13 protein-coding genes are annotated in these 15920 nt (G+C 41.3%); all 13 read right to left on the reverse strand.

Going from position 1 to position 15920, the window contains the following annotated elements; all coding sequences use genetic code 11:
• Positions 1 to 139: 139 nt before the first annotated feature.
• Positions 140 to 1900 (reverse strand): BamA/OMP85 family outer membrane protein, encoded by a 1761-nt coding sequence (locus JBW_RS16135; protein ID WP_007958312.1) that lies wholly within the window; start codon positions 1898 to 1900, stop codon positions 140 to 142.
• A 41-nt stretch (positions 1901 to 1941) separates the two neighbouring features.
• The gene (locus JBW_RS16140; protein WP_007958314.1) at positions 1942 to 2532 is read right to left on the reverse strand and encodes a hypothetical protein; all 591 of its coding nucleotides are present in this window, start codon (positions 2530 to 2532) and stop codon (positions 1942 to 1944) included.
• A gap of 362 nt (positions 2533 to 2894) precedes the next feature.
• Positions 2895 to 4328: an S-layer homology domain-containing protein gene (locus tag JBW_RS16145; protein ID WP_007958317.1), complete on the reverse strand. Its 1434-nt coding sequence runs from the start codon at positions 4326 to 4328 to the stop codon at positions 2895 to 2897.
• A gap of 53 nt (positions 4329 to 4381) precedes the next feature.
• Positions 4382 to 5668: an MFS transporter gene (locus tag JBW_RS16150; protein WP_007958319.1), complete on the reverse strand. Its 1287-nt coding sequence runs from the start codon at positions 5666 to 5668 to the stop codon at positions 4382 to 4384.
• 26 nt (positions 5669 to 5694) lie between these two features.
• On the reverse strand, positions 5695 to 5985 hold the full coding sequence (locus JBW_RS16155; protein ID WP_007958321.1) for a ferredoxin family protein: 291 nt from the start codon (positions 5983 to 5985) through the stop codon (positions 5695 to 5697).
• A complete protein-coding gene (locus tag JBW_RS16160) occupies positions 5982 to 7268 on the reverse strand; it encodes an FAD-dependent oxidoreductase (RefSeq protein WP_007958323.1) in 1287 nt (428 codons plus the stop codon). Before JBW_RS16160 ends, JBW_RS16155 begins: the two co-directional genes overlap by 4 nt.
• Positions 7269 to 7300: 32 nt before the next feature.
• Positions 7301 to 8236: an electron transfer flavoprotein subunit alpha/FixB family protein gene (locus JBW_RS16165; protein ID WP_007958325.1), complete on the reverse strand. Its 936-nt coding sequence runs from the start codon at positions 8234 to 8236 to the stop codon at positions 7301 to 7303.
• Between the two features lie 16 nt (positions 8237 to 8252).
• Positions 8253 to 9032 (reverse strand): electron transfer flavoprotein subunit beta/FixA family protein, encoded by a 780-nt coding sequence (locus tag JBW_RS16170; RefSeq protein ID WP_007958328.1) that lies wholly within the window; start codon positions 9030 to 9032, stop codon positions 8253 to 8255.
• A 75-nt stretch (positions 9033 to 9107) separates the two neighbouring features.
• On the reverse strand, positions 9108 to 10247 hold the full coding sequence (locus JBW_RS16175) for an acyl-CoA dehydrogenase family protein (RefSeq protein WP_007958340.1): 1140 nt from the start codon (positions 10245 to 10247) through the stop codon (positions 9108 to 9110).
• Positions 10248 to 10276: 29 nt separating this feature from the next.
• A complete protein-coding gene (locus tag JBW_RS16180; protein WP_235333835.1) occupies positions 10277 to 11446 on the reverse strand; it encodes an acyl-CoA dehydrogenase family protein in 1170 nt (389 codons plus the stop codon).
• The gene (locus JBW_RS16185) at positions 11424 to 12998 is read right to left on the reverse strand and encodes an acyl CoA:acetate/3-ketoacid CoA transferase (protein WP_007958351.1); all 1575 of its coding nucleotides are present in this window, start codon (positions 12996 to 12998) and stop codon (positions 11424 to 11426) included. Before JBW_RS16185 ends, JBW_RS16180 begins: the two co-directional genes overlap by 23 nt.
• 394 nt (positions 12999 to 13392) lie before the next feature.
• Complete coding sequence (locus JBW_RS16190) at positions 13393 to 14820, reverse strand: sigma-54 interaction domain-containing protein (protein ID WP_007958353.1); 1428 nt, start codon at positions 14818 to 14820, stop codon at positions 13393 to 13395.
• Between the two features lie 125 nt (positions 14821 to 14945).
• A complete protein-coding gene (locus tag JBW_RS16195; protein WP_007958355.1) occupies positions 14946 to 15761 on the reverse strand; it encodes a methyl-accepting chemotaxis protein in 816 nt (271 codons plus the stop codon).
• Positions 15762 to 15920 lie beyond the last annotated feature (159 nt).

The raw sequence follows: 15920 nt of genomic DNA on the forward strand, positions 1-15920 counted from the left end.
TTCATCAAAGCCAAACAGCAATTTAATCCTTATAACCATCCTAACTAAAACTATAGGAAATCAATGCCATAACTAACCCTAACTTTGCATTATTAATAGCAGCTTCCTCTTCCTTTACTATACATGTCCGTAACAACCTTTAGAATTGAGTACCAAAGCTAAAATGGCACTTTCCGCCTTCTTTCCCATATCCATAATCAACACGTATTGGTCCTACAGGTGTGTTTACGCGTATCCCTGCTCCAATACTATACTTCAAATCATTTAAGTTATAACTACCACTCCAGGCGTTACCAGCATCTGCAAAAATAACACCTTGTAACTTATTTGCTATTGGATAGCGATATTCGGCTTTAGCAGTAAACATTTTATCGCCTTTAAATTCGTTATCTTCATAACCACGCAGCGTATCGATACCACCTATAGAAAATTTGCTGGCATCAGGCAGGTCTCCTGAACTGGTACCGGCTGTTACTTGGAATGCCAAAACTTGCTGGCCACCAACTTTAAAATATTTGCGTCCGTCAAGGATGTATTTATTGAAATCAAATTCACCCCCAAGAGCTTTTCCCGCAAATTCACTTGTTAAGGAAATACGCTGCCCTTCTGTGGGACTAAAAACATTATCACGAGTATCATATACTCTTGCTAAGGTCACGCTATGTACTTCACCGAAATTATCTTTTAGATAATCTGCATTATAATTCTTATCATAATAAGTACTGGTCATGTCCGTAGCTGAGTAGTCGACAGGTCCAGATTCATGCTCAATATAAAGATCTTTCCTTTTCGTAAGGGTAATATAATTTTTTACATACTCCCCTTCAGGGCGTCCTAAGGTAATGTTAAAGCCTCGAGATCTGCGATAATAAGTAGAACGAAGCTTTGTGTTGTCGCCGTCCAACCCATAATCACTCACTTCACTAACCGAATTAAATAAATCCACACTTAATGACGTTTCTTTCTTATCGATATAAGGATTCGTAAAATTGAGACTCCAGCCTGTACCAGCAATACTGGAGTAACCGTGCTGATAGTTTAGGTTAACCTTATTGCCAGATCCGTTAAAATTACTATCTCCCACTCCGATAACCGCTGTCACGCCGTCACTTTCACTATAGCCTCCGCCAATCGTAAAGGTTCCGGTTTTTTGCTCTTTAACATCTACTTGGACGATAACGGCATTCGGCTCTCTGCCAGGATTCAATTTCATATTTACATCTTCGAAGAATCCAAGATTATTCAGTCTTTGTAAACTCCGCTTTGCATCTTTGGAATTAAAAGCCTCTTGCTCTTTTAATTTTATTTCACGAGTAATAACATGAGTTTTTGTCTTTTCGTTGCTTTTTACAAGAATACCTTCAATCATACCTTCATTGATGAAAACCTTAAGTATTCCCTCTTGATCCATAGTAATATTACTCACCTTGGCTAATATATATCCTTGATCGTGATAATACTGCTCAATGGCTTGTACTTTATCATCAATTATTTTATTATCGCTAAGATTGCCAATCATTCCCTTAGATAGGTTTTTCAGGGTCTCACTTGAAACTACTTTAGTTCCTACAAAATCAATACGTTTTATCATCATCTTCTCAGTAACAACATATATCACTTTAATGCCTTCTGGTACTTCAATAAAATTAGCTTGTACATCATAAAAACTGCCAAGATCATAAATGGTTTTTAGATCCTGCTGAATAACCTCGGCATTGAATGTATCCCCTGGCTTTAGTTTCACCATAGAAAGATCGTGTAATGTTTTGTTGTCACTAATACTTACATCAACAATTTGCTTGCCAGTAAAATCCGCGGCATAAGCCAAAGTAGCAGGCAAACCTGTCATAATGGCTATTGCTGCTATTAATACATACCTACTGTACCATCTTTTTTTCATTTATTTCTCCTCAATTACATTTAGACAAGCCATTAACCACTTTACCACCGTCTATCTCTCGGTCCCGGTCCATGGCGCCAAGGACCATAAGGATGATCCCACCCCCACCAAAAACCACCATCAACAATTATAATTCGATCATCTTTATTTTCTTTTTCCCCATCGTGCTGAAGAGTAAATTTAGATTTGCCAGGATGCCATCCATCACTGCCAATATATATATTCTTAGGGTCAATCGTTTCTCCATCCATGAATAACTCAAATGTAACATCCGTTCCACCCTTAACATATAAATCAATTCCTGCTTCTCCTGACAAATTGGTGAAGTTAAAATTTATTTTGTCTCGATCACTATTCACATAAGATGAGTCATCCGCCCCTGGCATTTTTACAAAGATATCACTAAATTTACCATTTGTACGGATGCTTCCATTAAATATGTGCTTCATTCCTGCTGCACTAGTCCGCAAGTGAAAGCCATCTTTGTCCTGCCACATAAAATATCCCATGCTGTTACCTTGCTGAAATTCACTCGGTTTACCTTCAAGCTTTGGTGAATAGGATGCAAAAGTATAACTATTGATACTGAATAGAACGAGTAATATAAGAATTAATCCGCCTTTTTTATTCATATCAGATCCCACCCTCTGTTTTAAAAACATGCTCACAATACTAGTTCTGCCTTGTTATACTGCTAAGTATTGTCTACATTTTCTCCCTCCTATTCTTTTCCTACAGTAAAAGCTTACCAAGTTATTTTCCTTATTTTTCATATTATAAAAGATTTTTGTTACTGTTTTGTTACAATCTATCAACAATTATATATTCATTCTATTTGAATATTCTTTTTTATTTTCTATTTTGTCCGAGAAGCTGAGCGATACATCACTGTATCGGTTGTCGCTGTGGATTCGCTATAGCCCAATGGACCTAAAACAGTACGTTCCAATGCCAATAAATAAACGGCCTCGGAAATTCCGGGGCCGCAGGAGATTTAATAGAAAAATTCCAGTTTCATCATGTATGTTTTATCCAGATTATCCGAAGTTAAGGTTGTCAGTCCTTTATTTTTGATCCTAAAGTCTTGGTATTCAAGAGAGGCAACCACATTCTTAGCTACAACATTCTGGTACGCCAGATAGAGGACATTTACGTTATCAGTACCCTTCATAATAGAATAGGGTTTGGTCGGACCAGCATAAGCAACAGCCATGGTATCAAAACCACCAGCACCATCGGGTAGTGCACCAGGATCAACACTGCGGTAAGAAACCATCCAAGCATTGGTCCCTTTCTTTGCTGGATTCACAAGATTAACTCCAGAGTAGAATACTGGGGGGGAGAAAGTGCTATTGGTTAATTCTACTGCCCAAGCTTTTGGATTAGAAGAAAGACCAGTTGTTGCTCCTTCCAATTGACTAGAGATGTAATCGCCAAACAACTGATACTTGCCAATTTTAGAAGCAAATCCAGTTGCCCAACCATGGGATTTATCAAATCCCCCGTTCAATCCTACATTCATGGTACCAGTACCAGCAGCCGTTGCCGTTCCAGGAACATCCGCCCAGTAATATCCTGCCCGCCAGGACAGTTTATCAGACACTTTCCAACCCAATTGTGCATTACTGAGAGTTTTGGCATCCCCGCTAGTACCTGTTCCAGTGCCTAAGTCAGCTAGGGGCTTGACATTATTAACAGCACCAATAAAAGAAACATCACCAATTTTCTTATCCAAGCGAATACCATCAACACCAATCGCCTTCCCCATTAGTCCAGCACCAAAGCTATCGAAAGGAAAACGACCAATACGAATGCTATCAAAACCAAGTTGTTTTTTTGCAGTTATGGCAAAGGCATCAAACCCTGCAGTTGTACCATCCGGACCGGTAGAACTACTATAATTACCAGCTTGACCACTGGCTGTCAGTCGTGCAAACCATGACGTCTTTTCATTGATAGTTCCCCATAATTTTACACGTTGTCGGAATTGGAAGCTATCTGAACCGTGAAGTTTCTTCCCCCCAAGAGGCTGAGGATTATTGGCTACATAGCGAAACCGTGTTTCACCACCAGCCCAGACATTCGTTTTTGCTTCTACCTTCGCTATACGTACGCCCATACGATTTAATTCTCCGGCAAATTCAGCAGATAATCGATCAATTTCTTTTTTATCAGCCTCATCTGCTTTATCAAACTTGTCAATGGCCTTACCTACGATAATTGCCATTTCAAAACGACTCATGGACCTGTCACCCTTGAAATATCCGTCTGGATAGCCATCAATCAAACCATCTTTAGCTAGCCGATTAATCGAAGCATACGCCCAGTGATCTGTAGGAACATCCGTGAAGGATGCTGCGCAGGTAGTGGCTGTAATTGTCATTGCGACCATTGTAGGTAAGATTGCCTTTTTCAATACATTTTTCATCTTTGCACTCTCCTAATATTATTAAATCAACAGCAGATGATGACGCCATAGAGCTAGCTTTTTAATGAATGCCCATTATTTATAATTTTCGCTTGGGGCATTGTGGCAAAAAACAATGCAATAATACCTACTACACAAATGGCAACGTTCAATTGAAATGCTGGAGTATAACTTTTAAATGCGTCGAATATTTTACCACCAACGATTCCGGCAGGTGAACAAGCAATCGCTGATAATAATAACACTGTTCCATTTACCTTTGGAAAGGCAGCTGGTCCATAAAAGTTTCCAACCATAGTATTTAAGCAAACAAAGGTCCAGCCAAAACCAGCACCATACAGTATTGCCGCAATATAAGCAAGTAAGAGAGTGCTTGCCGTAACGCTAATCGCTAAGAAAGAGCCAACAAAATAACATACAATCCCTAACATAAAGGCAAAACGAGCAGCCATCTTATCCATTAACCAACCACCAATCAATCGACCAGCGATCCCCCCCATGGTAAATAACCCCATAGCCATTGCGGCATCAGCAGGATTAATCCCGACTCCTCTAAGGTGAAGAATCCAGTGAGCGGTAAAAAACATAAAAGGAAATTGGCACGCAATGGAACCAACAACAACCATCCAAAATGATTTTGTTTTATAAGCTTCTGCTGGTGTCCATGCATATTTAGTTGACAATGCTGATGATGTAGTATTTTGAATTGATGGTGTTTCTTCCAACTCACCATCAACCCTTTGTCCCAAATCTTCTGGGCGTTCTTTTACAAAAAGATAGGCAATAACTCCAGCTGCAACAGCAATACCGGCAACGATTAACCATGCTTGCCGCCAATCACCGCCATTACCAGCCAAAATTTTATTCATTAGGGGTGCACCAATAAAGCCTGCAAAACCAGAGGCAGTCATGGTTACAGCCATTGCTCTGCCACGATACTTTTTGAACCAACGAATAACAGCAGTTGACAAAGGAACGATGGTACCAAAGCCGATCCCCGTGCCAATCAATACACCAAAACCAATCAGATAGTGCCAAGGCTGTGACGCAATAAAAGACATCCAAAGGGTTCCGAGACAAATAAATGCAGAACCAATACCAAAAGTTGTTTTAATACCCCACTTGCCAATTGAACCAGCAATAAGCATGGATGGAACACCGATAAAAAAATTCAGCAAAGTGAATCCCAGACCGAAGGTAGTCCGATCCATGGCTAATTCCTTCATCATATAGGTATTAATGACAGCACCGCCATATAGCGGAAAACCCATGTTAAGCAAATATAAGAACCACAATGCACCACATAATTTCCAGCCATAAAAGTTTTGTTCATTTCTCACTTTTTTAGCCCTCCCTTTTTTAGTCTTTAGCCATTTCTAAAGGCAACTCCAAAGGTCCCTCGCGGATAGGTCCAACGAACAATTCCCTTGTCTTTGCATATCACTCGACAAGTACCGCATTCCAAGCACCCTGCATAATCAAAATTCATTTCTCCATCCTTTACGGTATAAAGGACGGCTGGACATACCACAAGGCAGGGTTTATCCATACATTTTGCGCAAATCGTTTTATCTAGAAGAATATGGGGTTCTTCTTCATCAACAACGAATTTATCCAGTCCAAGAAGTTCTTCTGGTGTAAGTTTTTTTATTGTCATGTTGTTGCTTTAAACCCCTTCCAGCCATCTGCTACTATTTGTCCAAAGGTAACATGTTTTTTTACAATACCAAGCATAGCCTTGTCGATACGTTTGGGTAATGTGCCATCAACACTGAACATCATCTTCATGATTTCATTCGCCATGTTTGGATAGGTAGAAATCATGCGAGCATTACCCAACAATTCATGATATTTACCATAAAGACGCATGGTGGGCAGAAGCTGTAATTGTTCTAGTTGCTGCATATATGCGGCTCCAACATCACTAGCACCCTCATTAGCAATGATTGCTCTTGCCGCGGCTACACCGCTTACAATTGCCAGATCAATGCCTCTAAGGATTGTACCTGTATTCATGCACATACCTGCAGCATCCCCTACTACTACTAAACCATCACGGTATAGTTTTTTGGGGATGCCGCTGAAACCAATTTCTGGCACCAGATGAGCTCCGTACTCCACTGTCGTGCCATCTTTAATGAGTGAATATATAGCTGGGTGCATCTTCAAGTCCTGAAGAATGTCGTGGATTTTTTTGCCCTGGCGAGCAAGATCCTCTGGACTCAACACTACCCCCAGAGAAATACTGTTACTGTTGGTGTACATAAAGCCTCCGCCGAGAACTCCATCTGTACCACCAACCAGCATTCGGGCTGCCCCCTCATCACCTGTTAGGTTAAACCGATCCTCGATTACATTCCTAGGTAATTCGATGATTTCTTTAGCCCCAACCGCCACGGCATGGACAGAAATGTCATCTCGCAGCCCTGCCTTTTGCGCAATCAATGAATTGACTCCGTCAGCTGCGATGACAACATTAGCATAGATCTCGTCATCGCCTGCTCTTACACCAATAATTTTTCCATCTCTTTCGATCAAATCTTCTACCAGAATTCCACAAGCCAGCATAGCTCCTTGTTCTTCTGCTTGAGCAGCAAACCACTCATCAAAAGGAGCACGAAGTACGTTGAAGGATTGGGGTATTTCTGTCCCAAAATCATAGTTCCCGTAATCTATAGTGATGGCACTGTTCGCACTCATCATCATAATCTGCTCACGTACGACCTTGCGCTGCATGGGAGCCTGCTTATATAATCCTGGCTCTACAAGTTCCATAGCATAGGTATATAAACGCCCACCAGTAACATTTTTCTCGCCAGCAGTTGCACCGCGCTCAATCAGGATTACATTTTTGCCCTCCTTCGCCAGGACATATGCACAGGCCGCTCCCGCAGGACCCGCACCGATAATAATAGCATCAAATTTTTCTTCTTCTGACATGTCAGACACCTCCTTACAAGAACACGAGTACTTTACTTTTTCTCTATTGCTTCTGCTAATAATGGTAATACTTCATACAGATCACCTACAATACCGTAATCCGCTGCCGCAAAGATGGGCGCCTTTTCGTTGGTATCAATCGCTACAATAATTTTAGAATCACGTACGCCTACAACATGTTGCACTTGTCCTGATATCCCGGCAGCAAGATAAAGCTCAGCTTTCACTTTTTGCCCAGAGATACCAATATAGCGTTCACTTGGCAGCCAATGGCTATCCTCGGCGATACCTCTTGTACAACCAATTTCAGCACCAATGGCTTGGGCTAATTTTTCAGCCATTGCTAAGTCTTCTTTCTTGCTAAAGCCACGACCAACACCAATAACCCTGCTCGCAGTTGAAATATCTGCGCCCTCACGAATGATTGGACACACATTACTAACTGAAACCCCTGAAGCTGTATTGTCAACTTCTACAGTAAATATTTCCCCTTGCCTGCCAGCCATTGCCGGTGCTTCGGTATACGTCCGAGGCGGCACGGTAACGAATGCCGGCAGTGAAACAGCTTCGGTCCGAATGGCTAACCCACCATATATCAAACGAGTTGTTTCAATGCCATTATTTACATACCCTACTGTTAATGCATCTGTTACTAATCCAGTTTTTAGAATGGCAGCCACTTTAGCCGCTAAATCTTTTCCCCGCAGCGTCCCGCCAACTAATAGTACACTAGCTTGTTCTTTGCTAAGAAAGTCAGCAACTGCACCAGCATAACTTTCTGGCCAAGGGTTCTGTCCCTTTAAGATACAGACCTTATCTGCCCCTGCCGCAATAAAAGCATCTTGCTCTTCACTAGCAAGGGTAATAACACCTACTGATTTCCCCATACTTACTTTCAATGCTAAACCAACTGTAAGCAGTTCTTTTGCAATCATGCTATCTTCCGAATATATCCAAATACCTGACATTTTTTACTCCTTTCCCCTAGCACATGCCCTCTTGAGCAAGACTGGCTACAAGTTTAGCAACATTATCGGCCTGATTGGCCTCTTTATATAAAATATTTTTGCGATTCATCACGTATCCTTTTACCGACAAGGTAATGGTTTTAGGCTGAAGCTCTTCTGCTCCTAATTGTAAATCTGCAAGTTTTACTTCCTGGGACGGCTTTTTTGCTGCAGCCATAACCTGTTTCAAGCTAGGTATGCGGGGCTTATTTATTTCAGGCAGGACACTAAGTACCGCAGGTCCCGCTACTTCCACAACTTCCGTGCAATCTCCCAGCTTACGAGTGGCAATGATACGACTGCCATCTATGCTAATTTTTTGTACAAAGGTGATTGCTGGGATGCTAAGTATAGCGGCTAAACGTGGTGCTACTTGTTGGCTATAAGAATCAGAGCTTCCCTCACCACAAAGAATCAGGTCATAAGATCCATTCTTGCGAATAGCTGCGGCCAAAACATTAGCTGTCACAAAAGCATCTGCCTGTTCAAAGGCGGTGTCACCAATCCAGTCTACCTTGCCCGGCCCCCGGGATAGGACGTCTTTCAATGATTGTTTGACTTTATCACTACCAAAAGTAAGTGCATCTACACTACCTTCCTTTGACTCCACCAGCAGCATTGCTTCTTCAATGGCATTTTTATCATAATCACTTATTTTATATTTTGCCTTGCTAGAGTCGAGGGATAAATCCCCTGGATTAATTTTAATATCTTGTTCATCTAATACCCATTTATAGCAGACAAGAATTCTTGGCATGTTACTACTCCCTTCTTAGGGAGAGGTTCTATTGGCTGCCCTCTCCACTAACTACGCTTATTCTAAAGCCTTCTATTATGCAAGCAAATCGTCAGCTATCACTTTTTCCGGGAAAGCAGCAGAGCTTTCTGTAATGACGGCCCCTTTAATATCCCGATAAAAACGCGAGGCTATCATTTCCTGGCTATAACCATAGCCGCCTTCAATTTGAATCACATCAATTAATGCACTTTGCCCAATACGTCCAGTGAATAACTTCACCATAGCTGCTTCCTTCATGAAATCTTCACCCTTTTCAATCAGACTAGCCGCATCATAAACTGCCAAGCGAGCTATATGAATATGGGTTGCCATCTCAGCCAGCATGGTCTGAATGGCAGGGAAGGCAGCAATCGGCCTACCAAATTGAACCCTCTGTTTACCATATTTCACAGCATCCTCCATGGCAGCTTGCGCAATACCAACTACTTGCGCGCCCTCAGCCACACTAGCAACCAACTGTGCTTCTTTCACAATCTTCATGCCAGCACCCGCAGCTCCCAGCAAATTGCTTTGTGGTACCATCACATTTTCAAAAATAAGCTCTGCTGATTGGCAACCACGTAAACCCATCTTACCTATGGTGCGCTGAATCGATAGACCTGCCGCCTTGGCATCAACGATAAATGCGCTCATCCCCTTGGCACCAGCCTCAGGATTTGTAAGAGCGAAGACCACATAAATGTCAGCAACCCCACCATTGGCCACATAACATTTATGGCCATTCAGCACATAGTGATCCCCCTCTTTGGTTGCTATCACTTTATGGCTTCCTACCCCAGGAGCTGCTCCTGGTTCAGTAAGAGCAAAGGCTGCTAATTTTTCACCACTGCATAATGCCGGTAAACACTCTTGTTTTTGCACTGCTGATCCAAAGCGATACATTGTATAAGCAGCTAAAGAAGCATGGTTAATCAGAATGGAGGCAACCGCACCGCTCATGCGGGAAATCTCTTCGATGATAAGCACATAGCTAAGATAACCTGCCTCAGTACCACCAAATTCCTCTGGCAGGTATAAGCCGAGAAAATCGTGTTCAGCCATCTGCTGAACAACTGCACTAGGATGAATCCCTGTACGATCCATCTCCGTGGCGATAGGTTCTATATACTCCCGGGTAAACTCCCTGGCACTTTGCTGAATCAATTGCTGTTCTTCTGTCAATGCGTAACTCATTCGTTACCCTCCTATTGTTTATTCAGTTCTTAACGCAGCAACTGACCGGCGATGACGATCCGTTGCACTTGGTTTGTACCTTCATAAATTTGAGTGACTTTCGCATCACGCATCAATTTTTCCACAAAGGAATCTTTGGAATAACCATAGTTGCCCATCAAACCAACAGCATCTGCCGATACCTGCATAGCTGTATCTGTCGCAAAAGTCTTAGCAATTGCCGCTTCTTTCGTATAAGGCACGCCAGCATCTTTCAGGCGAAGAGCATTTCGCACCAGCTGTCTGGCAGCTTCTACTTGAATTGCCATATCTGCTAATTTAAAGCTAACAGCCTGCTGCATTCCGATAGGCTTACCATTCACATCCAAATAAGCCTTAGCAAATGCAACCGCTGCATCCAAAGCCCTCTGAGCTACCCCCACTGCCATGGAAGCAACAATTGGGCGAGCCATATCCAAGGTCTTCATCGCGATTTTCATGCCCTCGCCTTCATTACCCAATAAATGATTCTTGGGAATCCGAACATTTTTCAACAGCAGCTCTACAGTATTGGAACTGCGGATACCCATTTTATGCTCCACTGCACCAACGGAAAAACCATCCCGCTCTTTTTCTACAATGAAAGCACTAAGGCCCTTTACGCCTTTGCTGGGATCGGTACTGGCAAATACCACCATTATGTTAGCCACGCCGCAAGTAGTTGCAAAACACTTTGTTCCATTCAGCACCCACTTATCGCCATCTAACTTAGCAGTCGTCGCACATGATCCTGCATCCGAACCAGCTCCTGGCTCGGTAAGGGCGAACCCTCCCATTCCTCCAGCGACAAGCCGACCATAGTACAATTGTTTCTGTTCATCAGTACCAGCGATTGCTAAGGGGTATGAACTTAATCCATTACCACCAAGGGTAGTAGCAAATGCACAGCAACCATAACCAAATTGCTCCATAACTACCGATTGAGAAACAGAGTCGCATCCAGGTCCACCATATTCTTTTGGTACTGCCATACAATGTAAACCAATATTTTTTACTTCTTCCAGAATGAATTTATGAAATTCACCCTTCTCATCCCATTCACTGGCTACAGGAATAATGTGCTTTGCGGTAAATTCACGCGCAAGTGCTTGTAATTTTTGTTGTTCATGTGTAAGCGTCATGTCAGCCATTTTCTCATCAACCTTTCTTTTTGGCTTCAATTATATTTTTCAATTGTCCCCATCTGGGCTGAAAAATTTCGATTGGCATGGATTTTAAATCCGGGGAAATCTCTGGTTTAAAATCCATCAATGCCAATATGTCCTTTTCGAGATCAATGCCTGGAGCAACTTCGATCAAGGTCATTTTTCCATTTTCCAGCGTAAATACAGCACGTTCGGTAACATATATTACAGGTTGTTTCATTTTAGCCGCATACTTACCGCTAAAGGTAACTTGCTCCACAGTATCAATAAACTTTTTACCTTTGCCTTCCTGGACAATGAGCAATTTATTATCCTTAGCTGCAACCTGAAGTCCTCCAGCCGTAAAGGAACCGCAATACACTACTTTTTTGGAGTTCTGGGTTATATTGATAAACCCGCCACAACCCATAGCTCGCCCTTTAAATTTACTAACGTTCACATTACCCTCTTTATCTGTTTGGGCAAGGCCTAAAAATGCGACATCAACACCGCCACCATCATAAAAATCGAATTGGGCATGATGATCGATTATGGCTTCTCCATTATAAGATTGACCAAAATTCGGTAAGCTTGCCGGCACGCCGCCAACCCCACCTGCTTCTGTAGTCAAGGTCATCAAATGAGTTGCATTTTCTTCATTCGCCACAGCGGCAACATCACTCGGTATACCAACCCCTAAATTAACAACTGTACCTGGTGTTAATTCCATAGCTGCCCGACGAGCAATAATTTTACGTTCATTCATTGGCAGCTCAGGGATCGCATCCAAAGACACCTTCATATCACCAGAGAAAGCGGGACTATAATATAATCCTTCTGTCTGCCAACAAGCTTCCTGCTTCGTCGCTACTACTATGTAATCCACTAAAATTCCTGGCACTTTAACGTCTTTGGGATGCAGCGATCCCCCCTTAGCTAAGTACTCAACTTGAGCAATGACTATCCCGCCGCTATTTTTAGTTGCTTGGGCCAATGGCAGTGCTTCCAGAAGTGCTCCTTCTTTTTCCATGGTAAGGTTACCATTTTCGTCAGCAGTCGTGGCGCGAATTAACGCAACATTAATCGGGAATCTTTTGTAAAACAGCCATTCTTCGCCTTCAAAATTTACAACTTTAACAATCTCCTCGGTTGTAAAGGAATTCATTTTTGCCCCATCAAGACGGGGATCTACAAAAGTTCCTAATCCTACTTTGGTAATTAGCCCCGGTCTTTTCGCCGCAATTTCACGATAAAGCAGAATGATTACGCCTTGCGGCAGGCAATAACCTTCAATCTTCCCCTCCGCTACCAGCTTGGACATATTCGGCGAAGATCCGATATGAGCACCGATCCAACGTTTTACCAGCCCTTCCTTCGCCAAACGAGTGGTGCCTCTTTCTTTCCAATCACCTATGGCGGAACCATGTACTAAGGTCATATTCTGAGGATGGTTCGTCTCTAGAAATCTTTTTTCAATCGCCTGTGCTACTTCTTCGGCCCAGCCAGCAAGGCCAAAACCAGTAGCTCCCACTGTCGAATTGTCTTTAATCAGCTCAGCTACCTCATCCGCAGTTTTTATTTTAGACAACACAATCTCCCCTTTTCTCTTGATCTATCCTGTATCTCATGAATAGTGATTTGCAAAATTCATGCCAGTCCTTATCCTCATTAACAAACCTAGCAAAATCAACACTTGCTTGCAGTTTTCAATTGATTATGAATGTAGTACGTACTCTTTTTGGAACATTGAAAAAATTTAAAAGAAGGCAAACGTACCTTTTTAGGTGCATCTGCCTTCTTTCAGTAAATAACTTCCTCTCTCTTGACAATAAGCATATTTGGTTACATTTTATGCAAATTGATAGTTTTTTTACATGTACTATTTCTTCATTAAATGATGATGTTCTAATTAAATTACAGCTGATTTTATCTTAAACTTCTTAAGAAATAGGGATGTACCCAAAAAGGTACATCCCTATTTCTTAATTAACCGATCGATCCTTCTCCTCTTGAAATCTCTTTAATTTACGATATAAAACAGTGCGATAAATACCTAACTTTTCAGCAGCATCACCTATACGCCCATTACATTTTCTTAATACTTTATTAATGTAGATCTCTTCAAATCTGCGTGTCACTTCTTTTAATGTACCATCCGAGCCTAATAGACTTAGGCAATCATATTGGGAAAAACAACTGTTTTCAGCAAGATTGAACTCCAGCATACCAACAGAATCCTCTTGTAAACTATTAATGACTTTTCTTTCTACAGCATTTCTCAATTCACGTACATTTCCTAACCAACTATAGCTTTGGAACGATTCTAATATCGCTGCATCAAACTCAACTTCTACTTCATATTTTTTATTGAATCCTTCCAGGAATCTCAAAGCCAAAACCAGAATATCCTCTGGTCTCTCGCGTAGAGGAGGTATGCAAATGGGTATAACCTCAAGGCGATAATACAAATCAGACCGAAATAACCCTGCTTCCATCATTTTTTTTAAATCTTTATGTGTGGCAGCAATCAAACGAAAATCCATTGTTCGATCCACATGGCTGCCCAAACGCCTCACTTCACAGGTTTCTAAGACTCTAAGCAGCTTAGACTGGAGAGCTAACGGCAGTTCAGCTATCTCGTCCAAAAAAAGTGTACCACCGTGGGCAGCTTCAAACAATCCCATTTTACCTTCGGAAGAAGCTCCTGTAAAAGCTCCTTTTTCATAGCCAAATAATTCAGATTCCACAAGATGTTCTGGTAAATTGGCACAATTCACAGCAATAAAGGCTTCGTCCGATCTTTTACTATGACGGTGTATATATTTAGCTAAAACCTCCTTTCCCGTTCCCGTTTCCCCATAAAGCATCACGGTACTATCCGTTTGGGCAACACTATGAGCTCTAAATAATAACTTGCGCATTGACATGCTTTCAGCTACAACTTTATCTGTTTCCAAAACATAACTACGAAGATATTCTATTTCTCTTTTTCTTTGATCTAGGACTTCCTGGTTGGCATTTCCTGCACATTTATCAGTCTTTTGTTTGGCCTTACCGCTCGTCACAACAAATATTACATTCCCATTTTCATCAAGAACAGGTGTACTCGTTGAGATTTGTTCGATATTAAGTTTGGTTTTTAATAAGCCACTTACCTTACATTTTTTCTCCGTAGCTTCTAAAGCATATGATTTATTATAATAGCCTTTACGAATGAGATCCTTTATATTGGATTTCAATAATTGATCTAGCGACAGGTCTAGTGTCAATGCGGTAGTTGAATTGGAAAGCAATACATTACCATAACGATCAGTTACAAAGATAGGATCAGGAAGATTATTTAAAATTTTTTCAATATTCCGTTTTTCGAAGTGAAATCCAGGTTCTGTTTTTTTTGAAACATACGGCAATAGATCATCCCTCCCTATACCTTTAATGAGTATTGGTTTCTACTTTATTCACTCATTATGATTTGTCATCCTTTCTAAGATAAATCATACCTTATCACTATTTATAAGTCTATTCATTTATAACACTAGCTTATTTCTGCAATCTTTTCAATATCGGCAGTTGCTGAAGATAGCTGCTGCATAGCTGCCGCTATTTCTTCTGTTGCTGCTGCTTGCCGCTCGCCCAATTCTGTAGTACCTATTATGGTAGCTACCACGTTTTTGGTTTCATTTTGTATATTTTTCAAAATATTTTTGATGTCTTTTACCGATTGCGCACTATGAACTGCCATCTTACGAATTTCATCTGCCACAACAGCAAAACCTCGTCCCTGTTCTCCCGCCCTTGCCGCTTCAATTGCTGCATTCAACCCTAGTAAATTGGAATTGTCCGCAACCTCGCTCACAAATCGTAAGATATCATCCGTCCGATTAATCTCTGTGAGAACCCGCTCACTGCCGACTCTAGCCGATGCTAAATCATTTGCCAAATGGCTGGCATCTTCCACCAGTTCTGTTGTTGTTGTGGCTAGTTGCAGAGAGGTAGCGGCAATACTTTGTGTCGCATTATAAAGAGATTCTTGTAATTTCAAACTAGTCGCAGTACCAATAATCCCTACAAACGTTCCATCATCCTCAAAAATTGGTGAAATAATAGCCTTTAATGTCACTCCGTATACTTGCTCTGGAATAATACTTCTCACTATTTTCCTAGTTCGAATACATTCTTTGATTGGTCCCCCTGATGCAATTTCTCCTATTTTAACATTGGCATCAAAGGTAAGTGCAGGTACAAAATGAATGATTCTCGCCTCACTATCACACACTATAGTATTAGAATCAAACATACTGGCATCACGAAAAATTTGTGCAGAAGCTATTATTGCCTCAATTTTTTTCATTAGTAGATAAACCTCCTCAGCCTCTTCATAGATTCGTATTTTCACGCTTACTGTAATCATTTGGCATAGTATAATATCACATGAATCACACCTGTATAATCATGATGTTCCTTATATGTTATTTGGTCATTATATAATCTCTGCAACTTTCATGCCAAA

The organism is Pelosinus fermentans JBW45 (genome assembly GCF_000271665.2).
Lineage (GTDB): Bacteria > Bacillota > Negativicutes > DSM-13327 > DSM-13327 > Pelosinus > Pelosinus baikalensis.